Origin of the sequence: Kitasatospora sp. NPDC088160 (assembly GCF_044741445.1) — a bacterium.
Lineage (GTDB): Bacteria > Actinomycetota > Actinomycetes > Streptomycetales > Streptomycetaceae > Kitasatospora.
Map to the genome: position 1 here is coordinate 191,600 of NZ_JBIUSS010000016.1, position 17,078 is coordinate 208,677.

General features: G+C 72.9%; 12 protein-coding genes. 6 read left to right on the forward strand and 6 right to left on the reverse strand.

The genetic code is table 11. The features are described from left to right. Positions 1–183 precede the first annotated feature (183 nt). On the forward strand, positions 184–1,116 hold the full coding sequence (locus ACIOGZ_RS25110) for a chitinase (protein ID WP_400808204.1): 933 nt from the start codon (positions 184–186) through the stop codon (positions 1,114–1,116). A gap of 41 nt (positions 1,117–1,157) precedes the next feature. On the opposite strand, the gene ACIOGZ_RS25115 is transcribed toward ACIOGZ_RS25110, so the two are convergent. Beyond that, complete coding sequence (locus ACIOGZ_RS25115; protein ID WP_400987369.1) at positions 1,158–1,754, reverse strand: TetR/AcrR family transcriptional regulator; 597 nt, start codon at positions 1,752–1,754, stop codon at positions 1,158–1,160. A gap of 63 nt (positions 1,755–1,817) precedes the next feature. Between ACIOGZ_RS25115 and ACIOGZ_RS25120 the strand changes: the two genes are divergently transcribed. Beyond that, on the forward strand, positions 1,818–2,306 hold the full coding sequence (locus ACIOGZ_RS25120; RefSeq protein WP_400987371.1) for an SRPBCC family protein: 489 nt from the start codon (positions 1,818–1,820) through the stop codon (positions 2,304–2,306). A gap of 101 nt (positions 2,307–2,407) precedes the next feature. Here the strand turns inward: ACIOGZ_RS25120 and ACIOGZ_RS25125 are convergent, their stop codons facing one another. Then, positions 2,408–3,907, reverse strand: coding sequence for an alpha/beta hydrolase family protein (locus tag ACIOGZ_RS25125; protein ID WP_400987414.1), 1,500 nt, complete (start codon positions 3,905–3,907; stop codon positions 2,408–2,410). Positions 3,908–4,231: 324 nt separating this feature from the next. Here ACIOGZ_RS25125 and ACIOGZ_RS25130 point away from each other — a divergent pair, with 324 nt between their 5' ends. From ACIOGZ_RS25130 to ACIOGZ_RS25140, 3 genes are all read left to right on the forward strand, one after another. Next, on the forward strand, positions 4,232–5,533 hold the full coding sequence (locus tag ACIOGZ_RS25130) for a sensor histidine kinase (RefSeq protein ID WP_400987373.1): 1,302 nt from the start codon (positions 4,232–4,234) through the stop codon (positions 5,531–5,533). Then, complete coding sequence (locus ACIOGZ_RS25135) at positions 5,530–6,192, forward strand: response regulator transcription factor (protein ID WP_363586194.1); 663 nt, start codon at positions 5,530–5,532, stop codon at positions 6,190–6,192. Before ACIOGZ_RS25130 ends, ACIOGZ_RS25135 begins: the two co-directional genes overlap by 4 nt. A gap of 167 nt (positions 6,193–6,359) precedes the next feature. After that, positions 6,360–7,277 (forward strand): phosphatase PAP2 family protein, encoded by a 918-nt coding sequence (locus ACIOGZ_RS25140; RefSeq protein WP_400987375.1) that lies wholly within the window; start codon positions 6,360–6,362, stop codon positions 7,275–7,277. A 196-nt stretch (positions 7,278–7,473) separates the two neighbouring features. Here the strand turns inward: ACIOGZ_RS25140 and ACIOGZ_RS25145 are convergent, their stop codons facing one another. The 3 genes from ACIOGZ_RS25145 to ACIOGZ_RS25155 form a co-directional block, all read right to left on the reverse strand. Continuing rightward, complete coding sequence (locus ACIOGZ_RS25145; RefSeq protein WP_400987377.1) at positions 7,474–7,731, reverse strand: hypothetical protein; 258 nt, start codon at positions 7,729–7,731, stop codon at positions 7,474–7,476. Further along, positions 7,728–13,946, reverse strand: coding sequence for a DNRLRE domain-containing protein (locus ACIOGZ_RS25150; protein WP_400987379.1), 6,219 nt, complete (start codon positions 13,944–13,946; stop codon positions 7,728–7,730). The genes ACIOGZ_RS25145 and ACIOGZ_RS25150 overlap by 4 nt, the downstream gene beginning before the upstream one ends. Before the next feature lie 300 nt (positions 13,947–14,246). Continuing rightward, positions 14,247–14,777, reverse strand: coding sequence for an AAA family ATPase (locus ACIOGZ_RS25155; protein ID WP_400987381.1), 531 nt, complete (start codon positions 14,775–14,777; stop codon positions 14,247–14,249). Between the two features lie 145 nt (positions 14,778–14,922). Here ACIOGZ_RS25155 and ACIOGZ_RS25160 point away from each other — a divergent pair, with 145 nt between their 5' ends. Further along, entirely contained in the window at positions 14,923–15,360 is a 438-nt protein-coding gene (locus tag ACIOGZ_RS25160; RefSeq protein ID WP_363586200.1) for a VOC family protein, read from the forward strand. Positions 15,361–15,454: 94 nt separating this feature from the next. Here the strand turns inward: ACIOGZ_RS25160 and ACIOGZ_RS25165 are convergent, their stop codons facing one another. Continuing rightward, positions 15,455–16,987 carry an alkaline phosphatase family protein gene (locus tag ACIOGZ_RS25165; protein ID WP_363631834.1) on the reverse strand — a complete coding sequence of 511 codons (1,533 nt, stop codon included), beginning with the start codon at positions 16,985–16,987 and terminating at the stop codon, positions 15,455–15,457. Between the last annotated feature and the right edge of the window lie 91 nt (positions 16,988–17,078).

Genomic DNA, 17,078 nt, shown 5'->3' on the forward strand with positions numbered 1-17,078 from the left:
GACACCGACCTCGCCGGCCTCGACCCGGCGGGCCGGGCCGATGGGCGGCGGCGGTGGTACGGGGCTGGCGGAGTGGAATTCCAGGACGCGTGGTGGGAATGCGCGAGGCCCTCCCGGGTGGAACGGCACGCTTCCTGGTGACCCACAGCAGGTCTGTGGCCGACCACCAGGAGGAACCCGTCCATGAGCAGTCACGGACACCCGGATGGGGTGCGAGGCACCTCTCCCGCGGCGAAGACGTCGGCGACCCGCCACGTCGTCGCGTTCTACCAGACCGGCACGACCACAGGTGACCCGGACAGCCACTACGTCTCCCCGGTGCCCCTGATCGGTCACGCGGACGTGGTGGAGGTGGCCGCGTTCCACCTCAACGACCCCGCCCAGTACCCGATCCTCACCCTGAACGACGACCCGCCCTCCGCGCCCAAGTACGTTCCGATGTGGCGTGACATCGCCTCGGTGCAGGCGAAGGGCGTCAAGGTCACCGCTCTTCTCGGCGGCGCCGCGCAGGGGACGTACGGGCTGCTCGACAAGGACTTCGGCACGTACTACCCGCCCGTCCGCGACGCCCTCAGGACGTACCGGCTGGACGGCATCGACCTCGACGTCGAGGAAGCGTTCCGCGAGGCGACCGCCGAGCGGCTCATCCGTCAGCTGCGCTCCGACTTCGGGCCGGACTTTCTGATCACCCTTGCCCCGGGGCCCGGCGATCTCACCATGCCCGAGGGCGGCAACCTTCCCTTCCTCGACTACCGCACGCTCGAAAAGCAGGTCGGCCCCCTGATCCGCTGGTACAACACCCAGTTCTACTGCGGCAACGGCAGCCTCGCCGACACCGCCGACTACGACGCGGTCATCCAGAACCAGTTCCCCGCGTCCAAGGTCGTCGCCGCCGGCATCACCAACGACAACCTGGACTGCGGGGGCTACGTCGACATGCCGGTCCTCCAGCGGACCCTGCGCGCTCTCGCCGACAAGTACCCGGACTTCGCCGGTGCCGCGGGCTGGGAATACGCGCTCTCCCGCAACGTCGACGGCCCCGACTGCCCCACCGGCCCCGCCAGCTGGTACTGCGCCGTCCGTCAGGCGCTCGTCGTCCCGGCGGCCAGGGCCTGACGGTGTAGCTCCGCGCAGTTCTCCGGCTTCGGGGAGTCCGATCACGGAGCCCCCGCGTCGGCCAGCAGAGCCGTCGTGCATTCCTCGGTGAGGTCTTCTGCGTGCGGTGGCAGCGGCTGCCCGGCGCGCAGATGGCGGCGGACCACGGACAGCGGCAGGTCGATCAGGGCCAGGGTGATGCGCTCGTGGTCCCGGGGGCCCGTCGCGCCGAGGGCTTCGGCGAGGGAGGCGATGGAGTCGAGCACGCGTCGGCTGCCGAGGTCCGCGCGCTCCTTGTGTTCCTCGGACCAGTCGGCGCGGCCGAACTCCTCGGCGCCGTAGAGGAGGAGCGAGGCTTCCTGCGGGTGGGCGCGGCTCCAGGAGATGACGTGCCGGGCGGCCGCGCGGGCGGCCGGGTGGGGGTCGGGCGCGCTGCCGAGCGCGGCGAAGTACCCCTCCTGGAAACGCTCCACGGTGCGCAGCCACACCTCGGCGAGCAGTGCCGTACGGCCGGGGAAGCGGTGGTACATGGACCCGCTCGGCGCGCCGATCGCCTGGGCGACGGCGGACATGGTCACGCCGGCCGGCCCGGCGGAGGCGGCCAGCCGGACGGCGGCGTCGAGGATCTGGTCGGTGTCGAAGCGGGGTGGTCTCGCCATGAATCAGAGGGTACCCTCCAGATTATTAGAGGCTGGTCTCTAATAATCTGAAGGGGAGGACGCATGGGCGTCTACAACGTGCACGAGCGCCTGCTGGCCGCCAAGGCGAGCGAGGTGGGCGCGCTCGTCGACAACCTGTCAGGCGGCCCGGCGGACCGGCTCTGGCCGCACTCGGACTGGCCCGTGATGGAGTTCGACCGCCCACTGGCGGTCGGCGCGACCGGAGGCCACGGCCCGGTCCGCTACACGGTCACCGCCTACGTGCCCGGGGTCTGGATCCGCTTCACCTTCAGCGGGCCGCGCGGATTCCACGGCTTCCACGAGTTCACGGTGCTGCCCGTCGGCGAGGAACGCACCGTGCTGCGGCACACCCTCGCGATGAAGGCCGGCGGCCTGGCGCGCCTGACCTGGCCGGCGGCCTGGCGCCCGATGCACGACGCCTGCCTGGAGGACGGCCTGGACCGCGCCGAGCTCGCCTGCACGGGCACGGTGGCCCGCCCGGCCCGCTGGACCCCGTACGTACGCCTGCTCCGCGCGTTCGCCCACAGGTGAACAACGACGCGGGGCCGCCTACCAGCGGTTTCGGGCGCGACCGTCCGGCCGATGATCCCGTCGTCCTCGTCCGGCAGGCGTACGTGCCCCGGAACAGTTGGTCAGCCGCTGCTGTCCGGGCGGTGGACGCTGAGGTTGCCGTAGGCCGGCAGAACGCCGGCCAGGTCGCCGGGTTTGCCTCGCAGAGTGGCGTCCAGGAAGGCGAGGGTGGCCGCGGCGACGACGCGCGGGCTCTCCGTGCGGCCCAGGGAGCCGACTATCGAGGGCACGGGCGGCAGATACAGGGGGCCGTCCATGAACGTGAGATGCGCGGCGCCGGGGATGGTGAGCCGGTAGCTCGTCGCGGTGCTGGACTTGAGCGCCTCGGTGAGGCGGGGCAGGTAGCGCGGGTCGGTTGCCGGGGTGATGGCCTGGGTGAGCGCGAGCGTCGGCTGGTCGAGGGAGGGGGAGGCGGGGCCGTGGGGGTAGCCGTCCAGATCGATGACGGCGTGGAAGCGGCGGTCCTGCCGGGCTGCCTGGAGGGCGGCGGCGCCGCCCATGGAGTGTCCGGCCACCGCGGCCCGGCCGGTGTCCAGGTGTCCGCTCAGCGGGTCGGCGGCCTCACCCCGGTCCAGGCCGTCCAGTTGGGTGAGGACGAAGCCGAGGTCGGCGGCCCGAATCGCCGTCCAGTCGGCCGCCAGTTTCTCGTCCTGGTCCGGGTCGCCGGTGGAGGAGGTCTCGGTGGTGATCGTCCGGCCGTCGGAGAGGACGACGGCGGCGGAGTCGTACGGGTGGTCGAGGGCGGCGACCACGTAGCCGTGGCTGGCCAGTTCCTCCGCCCAGGCGGTGTTCTGGGTGCGCACTCCGCCCGACCCGGGAGAGAACAGGACGACGGGGAACCGCCCCCGCCCGCCGTCCACCGGGGCGTCGAAGACCGCATGGGTGTGGGCACGCGGAACACCGTCGACCAGGAAACCCGGCAGGCCGACCTGGCGGGCGAGGGCGTCGGAGACGGTGCGCGCCTCGTGCTCCGTACGTCCGAGGTACTGGGCCCGCTGCGCGCCGGCGGGGCTCTTCTGCGCGGGGTACCAGAGCTGGACCACGACCGTGCGCCGGTCGTCCGGATCGGCGGTGAAGGTCTCGGGGCGGTGCGGGTCGGTCCACTGGACCACGCGGGTGCCGACCGCGAAGTCGCCCGACGGTTGGGGGAACTCGGGTACGGGAAGGGCCCAGGCGGCCACCGGGCCCGTGGCGATCAGGCCGACACAGGCCACCGATCCCGGCAACGCCAGCCACCAGCGGGCCCGCCACGCCGGCCGGCCGGGACGGCGTCGAAGCGGTCGCAGCAGGGGGGAGAGGGCGAACGGCGACGCGAAGGCAGCGCCTGCCAGTACCGGCAGCATCTGCCAGCGGATCCCCGCCACGCTCAGCAGGATCGCGGACAGCACGAGAACCGCCCCCGCCGCGATCGTGACGCGTGGGCGGGCGGAGGGGGGAAGCCAGCGCGCCACCACCAGTGCGACGGCGCCCAGCAGGACAAGGATTTCCAGGGGGGACATGTACAGCCCCGTGATGATCTCGGTCACCAGGCCATGTTCGGCGCCGGGCACGCGCTGCCACATCGATCCCGGGTCGCCGTCGGGTGCCACCGGGGTCGCAATCCGCGGCAGGTCCCGGTGCGACCGGAGTGGCAATCGGGCACGCCGGATCGGCGGCCGCCCTACGACCACGGGAGGTAGCGGGACTCCTCCTGCGGTCGTACCCGGGCACGGTGCCATCAGACGGTGGACTCATGTGCTCCATGGGGCCCGCCGCCTACCGTGACAGGGCCGCGGTACGTGCCGGGCAGCGCGAGGCGTACGTTCCCGTACTCCACTCGGATCCGGCTGCACGCGGTGGCAGCCCCGGCCGGGGCCACCATGACGCCGAATCGACAGGGACGTGCGATGACCGAGGCGGCCGCGGAACCCGGCAATGCCCACCGGGGCCGGGGCAGGGTGTGGGTGCTGACGCGGGTGCGGTGGGCGGGGACGACCTCACGGCTGACGAGGTACGCCGACCTGGCCTCCGCACGAGCGGCGCGACTGGTGACAGCCGCCGGGCGCCGGTCCTCCCGGCTGCCGCCCGTGGCGTGGGACTCGCTGCTGCCGACGCTTCTCCTGCTCAACATCATCACCACCCGGGCACCGCACGAGCTGCCGGTGGCCGTCGCCCTCACCGCCGCCCTCGCACTGCCCCTGGTGTGGCGGCGCAGGGCCCCGCTCACGGTGTTCGGCGTCGTGGCAGCCGCGGCCTTCGTCCAGTGGCTGACGGACGTCCAACTTCCGGCGGACGTCTGCCTGCTGGTGGCCCTCTACACGGCAGCCGCGAACTCGGGCCGGCGCGGCACGCTCGTCACCGGTGCCGTCGTGGAGGCGGGGGCCCTGCTGGCCTGCCTGCGCTGGGCGACGGAAGGCGCGTTCCTGACCCCCTTCGTCGCGGTCACCGCGATGGTCGTCGCCGCCGCCGTCCTGGGTGTGAACGTGCGGACCACGCGCGCCTACCTCGCGGCCCTGGAGGAACGGGCCGCACGCCTGGAGCAGCAACAGGAACAGCAGGCGCGACTGGCCGTCGCCGAGGAGAGGACACGTATCACCCGGGAGATGCACGACATCGTCACCCACAACCTGTCCGTCATGGTCGCGCTCACCGACGCCGCCGTCTACGCGCAGCACCGGTCGCCCGACAAGGCGACCACCGCGATGCTCCAGATCTCCGAGACGGGCCGGCAGGCCCTGACCGACATGCGGCGCTCGTTGGGCATCCTGCGGACCGACGAACCGGACGCGGAACGCCACCCGTTGCCCGGCATCGCCCAACTGGAGGCCCTCGCCGACCAGATGTGCGCCGCCGGGCTGCCGACCCGCATCGAGGTCCAGGGCGGCCGCACCCACATACCCGCCACCGCACAACTGACCGTCTACCGCCTGGTACAGGAAGCCTTGACCAACACCCTCAAGCACACACCCACCGGCACACGCGCGAAGGTCCGGCTACGGTGCTCGACCGGGACCGTCACCGTGGACGTCACCGACAGCGGCCCCCGCCCGCCGCTTCCCGGCGCCACACCGTCCGGCCACGGCATCCCCGGCATGCGCGAGCGCGCGGCCGCCTACGGGGGGACGTTGCGGGCCGGACCGCTTCCGGGTGGCGGCTGGGGAGTCCACACCCGTCTCCTCCTCGACAGCGGCGGAGCGGCGTCCGCATGACGATCCGCATCCTGATCGCCGACGACGAAGCACTGCTCCGGATGGCCTTCAGCACGGTCCTGGAGGGCCAGCCCGACATGACACCGGTCGGCGAAGCCGCGGACGGCGCCCAGGCCATCCGCCTCGCCCGGGAACTGCGCCCCGATGTCGTCCTCATGGACGTCCGGATGCCCGGCATCGACGGGATCGAGGCGACCCGGCAGGTCATCCGGGCCTCCCCGCACAGCAGAGTGCTGATCCTCACCACCTTCGACCTGGATGAATACGCCTTCGCCGGACTCAGCGCCGGAGCCTCGGGCTTCCTGCTGAAGAACACCAGGCCCGAGGAACTGCTCACCGCGATACGCAGCGTCGCCGCGGGCGACGCGGTGGTGTCCCCGCGGATCACCCGCCTCCTGCTGGAGCACCTGCGCCCGCACATCCCCGACGGCGGCAGCGCCGGCCCCGACCATCGGCTGAGCCGGCTCAGCGCCCGTGAACGCGAGGTGCTCGTCCAGGTGGGCTGCGGCCTGTCCAACACCGAGATCGCGGCCGCCCTGTTCCTCGCGGAGGCGACCGTGAAATCCCATCTGGGGCGAATCCTGCACAAGCTCGAACTCCGCGACCGGATACAAGCCGTGGTCTTCGCCTACGAGAGCCGCCTCATCCACCCGGCATGACGCCGCAGGAGCCGACGGCGATGTCCTCAGTCCGGGTCCGGGCCCGGGTCCGGTGTCGGGTCCGAGTCGGGACGGGAACCGTGACGTCGTCGTCGGCGTCCCCGTTCAAACCAAGTCGTCTACGACCAGGGCTCGCGGTTCCCAGAGCTGCGAGCAGAAAGACAGTGATGACTCAGCAAGATCACCCGGCCCTGTCCGCACCCGGGCCGGACGCTCCCGGCCGGGCCCCGGGAACCCCGGCCGGAGGGGGCCCTTCGCGGTCGATACGGCCGTGGCTGCCGGCTCTGCTGTGCGCTCTGGGGTTCGTGGCGGTCTACCTGCTCGCCGTCTGGACCCCGTTCGGGCAGCGGGGGGAGAACTCCCTGATGAACGGGAACGGCGGCGAACCGGCGTGGATCTACGACTGGTCGGGGTCGGTCTACGACTCGGCGGCCATGCCGCCGCTGGAGTTCACGGCCCTTCCCACCCTGGTCGTGGGGATGGCCGTGATCGTGGTCGTCGCGCTGGTGCGGCGGTGCTGGTGGCAGGGCTGCGCGGCGATCGGGGTCGTCCTGGGCACGTTCGGGGGCACCGAGGTGTGCAGCAAGATGCTCCTGCCCCGCCCCGACCTGGTGAACGCGCCCGACATGCTCACCGAGGTGAGCTTCCCCAGCGGGCACGCGGCCGTCCCCATCGGGCTGGTCCTCGGCGCCGCCCTCGTCGCCTCCCCGCGCCTGCGCCCCTACGTCACCGCGGTCGGCATGCTGTGGCTCACCGTCACCGCCGGCGCCGTGCAGGCGCTCTACCACCACCGGCCCAGCGACGTGCTGGGGGCCGCGCTGCTGGGCTGCGCCTGTTACGGTCTCGCGCTCTGGCTGCTGCCGTCCTCCGCCGCACCGGGCGTCGCGCGCAGCCCTCGTGCGCTGGCGGCCGTCGCCCTCGTCCTGTCGGCGGCGGCCGCGCTCGCCGCCGGCGCGCGGGACGACTCCGTCACGGGACCGCTGGTCTTCGCGGCGGCGGCCTTCCTGTGCGCGGTCCTGGTCTGGTTCACCGTGGTGGAGGTGCCTGCCCGCGCCGCGCGTCGTACGCGGCCCGCGGTGGGCTGACCGCCCGGCGCGCCGTTCGGCGTCGGGCGGCCGAAAGGCCGAGGCCGTTGGCCTCGGCCTTCGCCATCGGCCGCCCCGTCTGCCTCGTGACCATCGGTGTGCCCCGCTGGCACGGAACGAGCACGGAACGAGCACGGAACAGGCCGACCCGCCGGTGGCGCCAGCGGGTCGGCCTGTTGCGGGGGTGTGCGTCGGGCTATCGCTGGCTGGTCCGCGCCCGTCGGCGGCGGGCCACGAGGGTGGCCGCGGCACGCAGGGCCAGGCCGATCACCGGTGCGAGGAGCAGGGTGCACCAGGTGCGGGTGGTGGCGTCGGCGGTGAGGCGGTCGGCGAGCAGGTAGGCGGCGAGGAAGGACGGCGCGAGCCAGGCCCCGTTGGTCGCGGCGAGGCGCAGCGGGCTCACCCGGCGCGCTGCCGGTTCCTCCGCCGACTCCGCCGACTCCGTGGATGTCACACGAACCTCCTGACCACGCCGATCACCTTGTCGACGATCCGCTGGGAGACGCCGCGGTCGAAGACGAAACCCGCGAGGCAGCCGGCGACGGCCCAGACGATGCGCTGCTTCCAGCCGCCGCTCCCGAACAGTACACCGGCGCAGGCGCCGCCGGCGCAGTTGCCGATGTGGAGCGCCCAGGGTGCCAGGAAGGGGATCCAGGCGGCCACGGCCGCGGTGACGGACAGTTGGACGGCACGGGCGACGGCGGCCTTGAGCGCGGCCTTCAGCCAGCCGGGCATCCGGCCGTTGAGGTCGGTGCAGTTGACCGGGTCGGCGTTGCAGTAGTCGTAGGCGTTGGCGCTCGCTCCCTGGACCGGGTCGGGGGAGAGGAAGCGGCCGGCGGCCGGGTTGTAGAGGCGCGCTCCCATGAGGGTGAGGGCGCTCGGGGTCTCGTCGGAGCGCTGCTTGTCGCCGAGCCAGGCGTAGCGGGTGCCGGGCTGGCCGGTGCGCGGCTGGCCGTACTCGTCGTAGTCGAGGACGGTGGGCGCGACGGCGGTGTCCAGCGGCAGCCGCAGGGTGATGTCGCCGTGCAGGTTGGCGAGTTGCAGGACAGTGCCGCCGGTCTTCGCGGTGGTGGCGGCGAGGGTGCCGGCGGGGCCGGTGACGTTGCGGGTCAGGGTGCCCGCGGAGTCCTCGGTGATCCAGCGGGGGCTGTCGGTGTCGGAGCCGTAGTGGTTGGTCCGCAGACCGGTCTGGGCCCAGGCGCCGGCGGTGTTGGCCTCGGTGGTCCAGGCGCGGAAGCGCTGGGCCGAGTCGAGGGTCCAGCTCTGCCGGTTGGTGCCGCTGGTCTGCTGCTGCACCAGGTCGGTGTTGTAGTACGCGACGGTGCTGCCGGGCAGTGCGGTGGTGCGGCCGAACGCGTCGTAGGTGTAGCCGGGGTTCACCAGGCGGTCGGCGGTGTCGTAGGTGCTGGTCTGGCCGGTGCCCCCGGTGGTGGTGCAGGTCTGGCCGCGGGCGGCGTCGGCGGTGGCCAGCGCGGTGCGGTTGGTGTTGCGGTCGAAGGTGTAGGTGCGGGTGGTGCAGACGGCGTCGGTCGAGGTGTCCTGGACCTGGAGGAGCCGGCCGGCCCGGTCGTAGGCGTAGATCTGGGCCGCGGTGACGCCGGGGGTGCCGGTGTGGGTGGCCCGCTGGCCGTGGATGGTCTCGGTGATGCCGTCGGAGACCAGCACGAGGCCGTCGCTGTCGCGGGTGTAGGTGCGGCCGGTGATGGTGCCGGCCGGGTCCTTGTCGTCGGTCCGGGTGTAGCCGCCGGGCAGGCCCTGGGTGAGCGGCGTGCCGTCGGCGTCGTAGCGGGCGGTGAGGGTGCCGGCGACGGAGTCCGTCACCGAGGTCGCCAGGCCGCGCGGGTCGACGGCGGTGTCGTAGGTGTAGGTGGTGGTGGAGGGGGAGGTGTCGGTGACCTTGGTGGGGCGGTTGAGGGCGTCGTACTCCGTGGTGGTGACGGCGCCGTCGGCGTCGGTGTAGGAGATCAGGCGGCCGAGTTCGTCGTAGCCCTTGGTGATGGTGCCGCCGGTGGCGGAGGTCTGGCGGGTGACGGCGCCGGTGCCCGGGTGGTACGTGGTGGTGGCGGCGGGGGCCGGGGTACCGAGGCCGTCGGTGACGGTGACGGTGGTGGGGCGCCCCGCCGTGTCGGTGTCGGTCACGGTGGTGCGGGTGACGCCGTTGGCCGTCTCGGTGGTGCGGGTGACCTGGCCGAACTGCCCGTACTGGGTTGTCCTGGTGGGCAGTTGTGCCGGGTTGGCGCCGCCGCCGGTGATGGCCGCGGCGGGCCCGGTCTGGCAGACGAGGTCGGCCCACTCGGGGCGGTTGCCACAGGTGCCGGTGCCGCCGGCGGTGTAGTAGGTGGTCCAGCCGGCCGCCGCGTCGGAGCCGGTGGAGGCCGGCTGCTGGGTCGAGACGACCCGGCCCTGGCCGTCGTAGCCGGTGGTGGTGGTCAGGGCGAGGCCGCCGCTGTCCTTGATCTGCGCGGTGGGCACGCCGAGCGCCCAGTTGTACGTGGTCCGGTCCTGGCGGGCGTCGACCAGCAGGTCGGGCCAGGCGCGGAGCCGGGCGCCGGTGGTGGTGAGGGTGATCTGGTTCTTGATCTTGGCGGTGCCGTCGGTCGGCCGGCCCTCGTCGTAGGTCTTCACGGTGTGCTGGCGGGCGGGCAGTTGGGTGCCGGCCTTCGCCAGGACCGTCGCACCGGAGGTGGCGTCGGCGGCGAGGGTGATGCGGTGGAGCGGGTCGTAGACGTCGGTCTCCTGCTGGCCGTCCGCGCTGTAGGCGCTGCTGCTCGACAGGAGCCGGGCGCGCTCGGCGGAGGGCAGGGTGTCGATGCCGAGGTCGGCCAGTTCGGCCTTGGCCGCGGGGGTGGCCCCGAGGGCGAGCTCGCGGTTGCCCGCGGTCAGGCTGCGGACCTGGTGGCCCTGGTTGTCGTACTCGGTGGTGGTGACGTGGTGGCCCGGGGTGGCCTGGTTGACCTGGCGGCCGGAGGCGTTCAGGTAGGTGACGCTCGCCCTGGTGTAGTCGCCGGCGCCGAGGTCGGTGCCGTTGTTGGAGGCGGGGGCCTGGTCCGGCGGGAACACCGCGGTGGCGTCGGTCGGCAGGTCGCTCTGGCCCCACGCGGAGGCGGCGGGCGCGGAGAGGTCCTCCGGTGCCTTCGCGCCGGAGAGCGGGACGCCGTAGACGACGGTGGTGGTGGCGGTGCCGTTCACGGTGCCCGTGGTGCCGGGGGCGAGGGTGTCGTGCCAGGTCTTCGTCAGCATGCCCGGGCCCGCGGCCGGGTTGGCGGTGACGGTGCCGTACGCCAGCGAGGTGGCGAGGGTGCCGCTGAGCTGGACGGAGGAGAGCAGGCCGTCGTCGGCGCCCTGGGTGTAGTAGGCGTACTGGTTCTGGCTGCTCTGGCCGAGCCGCGGGTCCCAGGTCTGGCGCAGCCGCCCGGCCGAGTCGTAGCGGTAGACGGCGACGTCGGTGGCGGTGGCCGCGGCGGCCCCGGGCGCGGTGCTCCAGAGCCTGATCGCGCTGACCTGCCCGGCGACGTCACCGAACTCGGTGCCGGTGGTGACGCCGGTGGCGGTGGTCGCGGTGGCGTAGACGAACTGCAGGACGCGGCAGCCCTTGGCGGCGACGTTCGCCGCGCACACCGCCGGGGTGGCCGCGGAGGTCGGCGCGATGACGAGCTTCGGCCGGGCCAGCGTCTTGCCGCCGACCACGGTCGTCTCCGACACCACGCTGGTGGTGGTGTTGGCCAGCCCGCCCTGGAGCGTGGAGGTCACCGTCCAGGTGGCGGCGGCCGGATCGGCCTTGGCGAAGGTGGTGACGGTGCCCTCGGTGCCGGAGAGCGTGAAGTCGGCGCCGAAGGAGCCGCTCAGGGTGAGGTCCTCGCTGCCCGGTTCGGGCGCCCAGCCGTTGCCGGCCGCGTTCGAGGTGAAGGAGACGGCGGAGCCGTCGGCGGCCATCACGCTGAGCGAGGTGCCGGAGGTCCTGCGGATCTCCGTGTACTCCGAGGCGGACAGGCTCGACGACACGCTGGACACCCAGTTGGGGCCGAAGACCGCCGCCTGGCCGTCCTGGCCGGCGGCGGCCCGCGGGTCACGCGAGGAGTGCGTGCGGCCGACCGTCATGCCGAACAGCGACACGTCGGTGGCCGGGACCCTGAGGTCGCCGGTGAGCAGGTTCAGCGCACCCGGGCCGACGTTCTCCGTCGCCGCGCCGTCGGCCTTGCGGTCGACGACGACCCGCACCGGCTCGGAGGAGACGGCCGCGGCGCCGGGCCCGGTGAAGTCCGCGCGGAGCTGGACGGTGCCGTCCGGGGTCACCGTGGAGGTGGCGTTCCAGGTGAGCGCCGGGCTCTTGCCCGCGGCGAGGGGCACGGGCCAGGCCGCCAGTGCGGCACCGCCGTTGGTGATGTCGCCGGCGGGGATCCGCGTCCAGGCGTCGGCGTCGGAGCGCCGCCAGGAGAAGGCCACCTGGTCGTACCGGGCGGCGTCGGCCTCGGCGGTGAGCGGCAGGCGCGCCGCGGTGCGGGTGCCGTCGTTCGGCGAGGTGACACCGCCCGCGCCGACCTGGAAGGTGTGGGTACGGGCCTCGGACTTGTTCTCCGCCCGGTCCACCGCCCGCACCTGAAGGGTGTTGGTACCGGCCTTGGCCGGGGTCACGGTGAAGGTCACCGGCGCGGTGGAGCCGTTCGTCGCGACCTTGGTCCAGGTCGCGCCGTCGAGCGTCCACTCCAGGGCGTTCTGGTCACCGGCCGGCGGGGTCGCGGTGAAGGAACCGGCCTGGCCGGGGCCCTTGACCCACTGGCCCGACGGGTAGTCGGAGGAGGAGAGCGCGGCGGGCGCCGAGGGGGCGGAGGTGTCGACCGTGAAGGTGGCCCACGCCGACCAGTTGTTGTTGTAGTGCAGCCCGTCGTACGGGGAGGTGCGGAACTTGTACGTCCTGCCGTTGGCCAGCACACCGGCCGGGACCTTGACGGAGGCCGGGGCCCCGCTCGGCACGTACGGGGAGACCAGGACGTTGCCCACCTGGGTGTCGGTGGCGGCGTCGAAGATCTGGAAGGTGCCGTCGACCTTGTCGTTGTTCGGGTCGACGAAGGTGTCGCGCAGCGTCGGGGTGGTGGAGTTGACCCACCAGGTGCCGGCGGCGTCCTTGTAGAACGGGGAGCCGGCCTGCTGGTCCGTCCCGGTCCGGGGGCGGTAGTTGTACGTCACCGTCAGCTTCGGGACGTTGGTCGCGGCGTTGGCGGAGTTCACCTCCTTCCAGTACTTGGTGTTGGTCTCGTCCGGGGCGCGCAGCCCCATGCCCGAGGTGGTGTTCTTCGCCGACGTCCAGGTCTGCACCAGGTTGGTGACGTCCGCGGTGATCCAGCCGTCGCCGCCGCAGGCGTCCCGGCCCTTGGTCTCGGTGCCGGTGGCCTTCTTGGCGTTCCAGGAGGGCTGCGCCGTCCAGCGTGAGGCGGTCGAGGCGAGGCCGGTGTCCCAGATGTCCCACGCGTAGGGCTGGCAGTCGCTGTTGCCGGAGTGGAAGTTGTACAGCGACAGGCTGGCGTTGGTGATCAGCGCGTCCGCGATCGGCGCGGTGTTCCAGTTGATGAACGACCGGGCCTGGCGGGAGGAGCCGTCCGCGTTCTTGGTGCCGGAGTTGCCCCAGTAGATCTCGGTGTCGGTCGACCAGTCGACCGTCTCGCCCTGCTGCACCCGGGTGTCGAAGACGTTGCCGAGGGCCGTGGTGGAGGGGTCGACCGTCACCGGGTACTGCGTCCTCGGGTCCGCGAGGAACGCGGCGTCCGGCGTGAACACCAGGTCGATGCCGTCGCCGCGCTGAACGACCTTCAGACCGACCTTCGCCTGCCGGGCGTGCTCGCCGGAGCCCTCGGCGACGGCCGTCGCGTCCCACATCACCGGCGCCGGGAGCACGGCCCGCCGCTCGCCGGTGCGCTTGTCGGTGAACAGCACGCCGCCGTCCGGCTGGACCTCGGCCTTCAGGCCGTCGGCCTTCAGCGGCATCGTGTACGAGAACCCGGCGGCGCTCGGGCGCTGCTTGAGCACCGTGTACTGCTCGAAGCCGGTCCGGGTGGCCTCCACGACCAGGTCGGCCGCGCCGTCCGCGATCGCGTCCCGGTAGGTGGCCTTCGTGCCGTCCAGGGCGGGCTTGGGCAGGCCGCCGCGCCACTGGAGCTCGACCTGCTGGTCGCCCTGTCCGAGGGTCACCAGGGTGCGGGCGTCGTCCGCGGCCGCCGCCTGCGCGTGGAGCAGCGACTTCGCCCGGGTGCCGCCGGCACCGGCGAGCCGCAGCGCGTTCGGGTGGGCCTTCGGCGCCACCGACCCGTCCGCGCCCGCCTGGAGGCCGAGGTCGACGTCCACCCACTGGCCGTCGCGCTGGAAGCGGACCGGGCCCGCGAACAGCTCGGTGGTGAGCGAACCGTCCTTGTTCACCCACGTCGTCGACGTCTCCGTACGCTCGGAGAGCGCCTCCACCCGCTGCCCGGACAGCCGGGCGGCGACCCTCGCCGACGGCACGTCGGCGGCGGACGTGGCCCACTGCCCGGCTCCCCTGCCCGCCTTCGCCGCCGCGCTCGGTGACGCGGCGAGGGCCGTCTCGGACCCGGCCAGCAGCGACACCGCCACGGCGAGGGCCAGCGACCCGCTCACCGCCCGCATGCCAACGGGCCTGCCGGGTCTGCGTCGTGTGGTCATCCGTCTGTTCATATCGACTCCTTGAGACACCGTCGCTCGACGGCGCTCTCGGAGCATAGGAGTGGGCGGCAAGATCAAAGATGGGGTCAAATGACGCCAAAGGATCATCAAATAATGATCTTGTTTCGACAAGATTCACGTGATCGTGATCATGGCGTAGGCAACCGCGCCCGCGCCCCGCGCGTTACGTCAGCGGCGCCGGCTGCGCCGACCACTTACCGGCCGCCACCGCCGGTAGGGCGGGGCCGTTCCGTACCCCCGGCCTCCTGCGGGGGACGGGCTCAGCTGTCGTAGCGCCGCTCACCGGTGGCGAAATGGCGGGGTGAGACGGGTGTCGGCGAGGATCCGCTCGACGGTCTCGTCGAGGGTGCTGTGCTGCGGAACGACGCGTTCGAGGCCGCCGGGCAGGAGGTCGTGGGGCTGGTACCAGCCGGCCATGTCCTCGGGGGAGAACTCGCCGGCCTGGGGGCGGGTGGCGTGGCGGCGCACGGTCTCGTCGAAGTCGGCGTCGAGGTAGTACAGGTGGCTGCGGCCGCGGTGGTCGGCGGCGAGCCGGGCGAGCATCGGGCCGTAGCGCTCGGCGGCGAGGATGCCCTCGACGACGGTGTGGAAGCCGTGGTCGAGGGCGTGCCGGGCGACCAGGTCGATGAGGCCGATGTTCGCCCCGCCCGGGAGGTCGCGTTCGCGCAGGACGGTGCGCCGGAGCACGTCCTGGGCGACGACGGCCACGCCCCGTCCGTACGCGGCGCGCAGCCGCGCGGCGACGCTCGACTTGCCCGCCCCGCTCGGACCGCGCACCACCACCAGCACGGCGTCCTGAGTTCCCGTCACGCCGGTACCGTACCGGCAGTCGGGGGGCCGCCCGGCCGGCGCGCGCCGAGGGCCCTGACGGCGCCGGCCGCCACCGGACGGCTCACCGGCCGCGAGTGTCAGAGGTGCGCGGTACCGTCGCGGCATCCGACCGGAGGAGGACCGCATGGCGACCAGGTGGAGCTTGACGATCGACTGCGCGCACCCGGCGAAGCTGGCTGAGTTCTGGGCACTGGCGCTGGGCTATGCGGAGAAGCCCGCACCTGTGGGATTCGGGAGTTGGGAGGAATGGCTCTCCCACTACGGGATCCCGGAGGACGAGTGGGATGACGGCGCGTACCTCTGTGATCCCGAGGGGGTGGGCCCCACCATGTCCTTCCTGAAGGTGCCGGAGCCGAAGGCGGTGAAGAACCGGGTGCACGTGGACGTCCAGGTCGGTGGCGGCCGTGAGACACCGTGGGAGGTGCGATGGCCGCGCGTGGTCGAGGCGGTGGAGCGGTTGACCGCTGCGGGCGCGACCGTGGTCAGCGAGGAGGAGTTGGACGGCAGGCCCGATCATGTGGTGATGGCCGACCCGGAAGGAAACGAGTTCTGCCTGGTCTGACAGTCGAACTCCGCTCCGGGAGGCCGCCGTACCGCATGGTGGGCGTCGCCTCCCGCCGCCCCGGGGGCCGGGGCGGCGGGGGCCGGTGGTGGTGTCAGGAGCCGAAGGAGACCTGGTCGACCGTCCAGAAGGCGCTGTTGGTGCCCGTGTAGCGGAACTGCAGGCGCGCGGTGGTGGCGCCGGCCGGCACGGTGACGGGCAGGTGCTCGACGGTGTTCAGGTCGGCGCGGTAGGACTTCACCAGCTGCGGGGCGCCGTCGTCGAAGACCACGTACACGTCGCCGGTCTGCGGGCCGTCGACCTTGTAGTTCGTCGCGAAGGACAGCGTGGCCCGGCCGAGGCCGGCGACCGGGTAGGCCGGGCTGACCAGGGTGGAGTCGAACTGGCCGGCGCCGTGCGCCTTGTCGTCCCACTCGTCGGAGTCGGCGACCGCGAAGACGTTGCGGGCCCGTACGTTGGTCTCCCGGCCCTGTCCGAGCTGGGTGGCGCTCCAGAACTCGTCGGTGGCGAAGGCCCAGCCGCGCCACTCCGTCACCCCGCCGCTGGGCATCCGGGAGTTGTCGATGCTCCAGCCGCTGGGCGGCGTGTGCGTCCAGCCCCGGACCGCGGCCGGGATGCCCGTCTCGTCCGCCCGGCCCTGTAGGGCGGGGCGCAGCGCGTCGAAGGCGTCCGGGGCGATCTCGTCGATCGGCTGCCCGTCCAGGCGCCAGGCGGGGTCGATCGCCGCGCCCTCGTGCTTGAGGACGGTGGGCGCGATGTCCACGGGCTTGACGTCGTAGCGCCGGGAGCCGGCCGGGTAGCCGGCGCCGTCGGCGATCACGAAGGTCTGCCGCTCGTTGGCGCTGTTGCCGCCGTGCCCGCCGGCGTCGGTGTGTCCGTGGTCGGTGGTGACGACGATCAGCCAGTCCTCCGAGCCGTACGTGGGGCGGGACTTGACGGACTGCACGACCTGGCCGACGAGCGCGTCGACGGTGTGGATGGCGGCCGCGTACTGGGCGCTGGCGCCGCCGGAGGCGTGCCCGGCCTCGTCGATCCCGTCGAAGTGCAGGAAGGCGGCGTCCGGGTTGCCGTGGGCGAGGTAGTCGGCGGCGTCGGAGGCGGTCTTGGCGTCGTTCTCGTTCTCGGCGATCCGCAGGTCCGCCTTGCCGTTGAAGACGTTGCCGGTGATCGGGTTCCACGAGCCGATCACCAGCGTGGAGGCGGCCGGGTCGGCGGCCTCCAGGCGGCTGGCGAAGTCCGGGTACTGGTCGAACCGGGCGCCGGTGAACGCGTTGTCCTTGACCTGGTGCTTGTCGGGCCACACGCCGGTGGCGATGGTCGACCAGCCCGGCCCGGACAGGGTCGGCGCCAGCGGGTTGGCGTACAGGTTGCTGGTGGCGGTCATGCCGCCGGCCATCAGCGCCTTGAGGTTGGGCGCGTCGGCGGCCGCCAGCTTGTCGTAGCGGGTGCCGTCGACGCCGATGACCAGGGTCTTGGCCTGCTTGGTGCCGTCCGGCAGGCCCTTGTAGGCGGGGGCGGCTGCGACGGCGGAAGCGGCGGGGGCGGCGCCGGCGGGCGCCGACGGCAGCAGCACGGCGGCTACGGCGGTGGCCGCGGTGACGGTCCGGATGGAGCGGGGGATGCGCACGAGGGCTCCCAACTAGGGGGCGACGCGGTGCGGTTGCACCGGCACCGAGGATGGGGCGCCCGTGCGAGGAGGAGCCCTCCCCGGATCCACG

What these genes read in the sequence shown, in the direction of transcription:
- ACIOGZ_RS25110 (WP_400808204.1), top strand. Translation starts at nt 184, where the DNA reads ATGAGCAGTCACGGACACCCGGATGGGGTGCGAGGCACCTCTCCCGCG.
- ACIOGZ_RS25115 (WP_400987369.1), bottom strand. Translation starts at nt 1,754, where the DNA reads ATGGCGAGACCACCCCGCTTCGACACCGACCAGATCCTCGACGCCGCC.
- ACIOGZ_RS25120 (WP_400987371.1), top strand. Translation starts at nt 1,818, where the DNA reads ATGGGCGTCTACAACGTGCACGAGCGCCTGCTGGCCGCCAAGGCGAGC.
- ACIOGZ_RS25125 (WP_400987414.1), bottom strand. Translation starts at nt 3,907, where the DNA reads ATGTGGCAGCGCGTGCCCGGCGCCGAACATGGCCTGGTGACCGAGATC.
- ACIOGZ_RS25130 (WP_400987373.1), top strand. Translation starts at nt 4,232, where the DNA reads ATGACCGAGGCGGCCGCGGAACCCGGCAATGCCCACCGGGGCCGGGGC.
- ACIOGZ_RS25135 (WP_363586194.1), top strand. Translation starts at nt 5,530, where the DNA reads ATGACGATCCGCATCCTGATCGCCGACGACGAAGCACTGCTCCGGATG.
- ACIOGZ_RS25140 (WP_400987375.1), top strand. Translation starts at nt 6,360, where the DNA reads ATGACTCAGCAAGATCACCCGGCCCTGTCCGCACCCGGGCCGGACGCT.
- ACIOGZ_RS25150 (WP_400987379.1), bottom strand. Translation starts at nt 13,946, where the DNA reads ATGACCACACGACGCAGACCCGGCAGGCCCGTTGGCATGCGGGCGGTG.
- ACIOGZ_RS25160 (WP_363586200.1), top strand. Translation starts at nt 14,923, where the DNA reads ATGGCGACCAGGTGGAGCTTGACGATCGACTGCGCGCACCCGGCGAAG.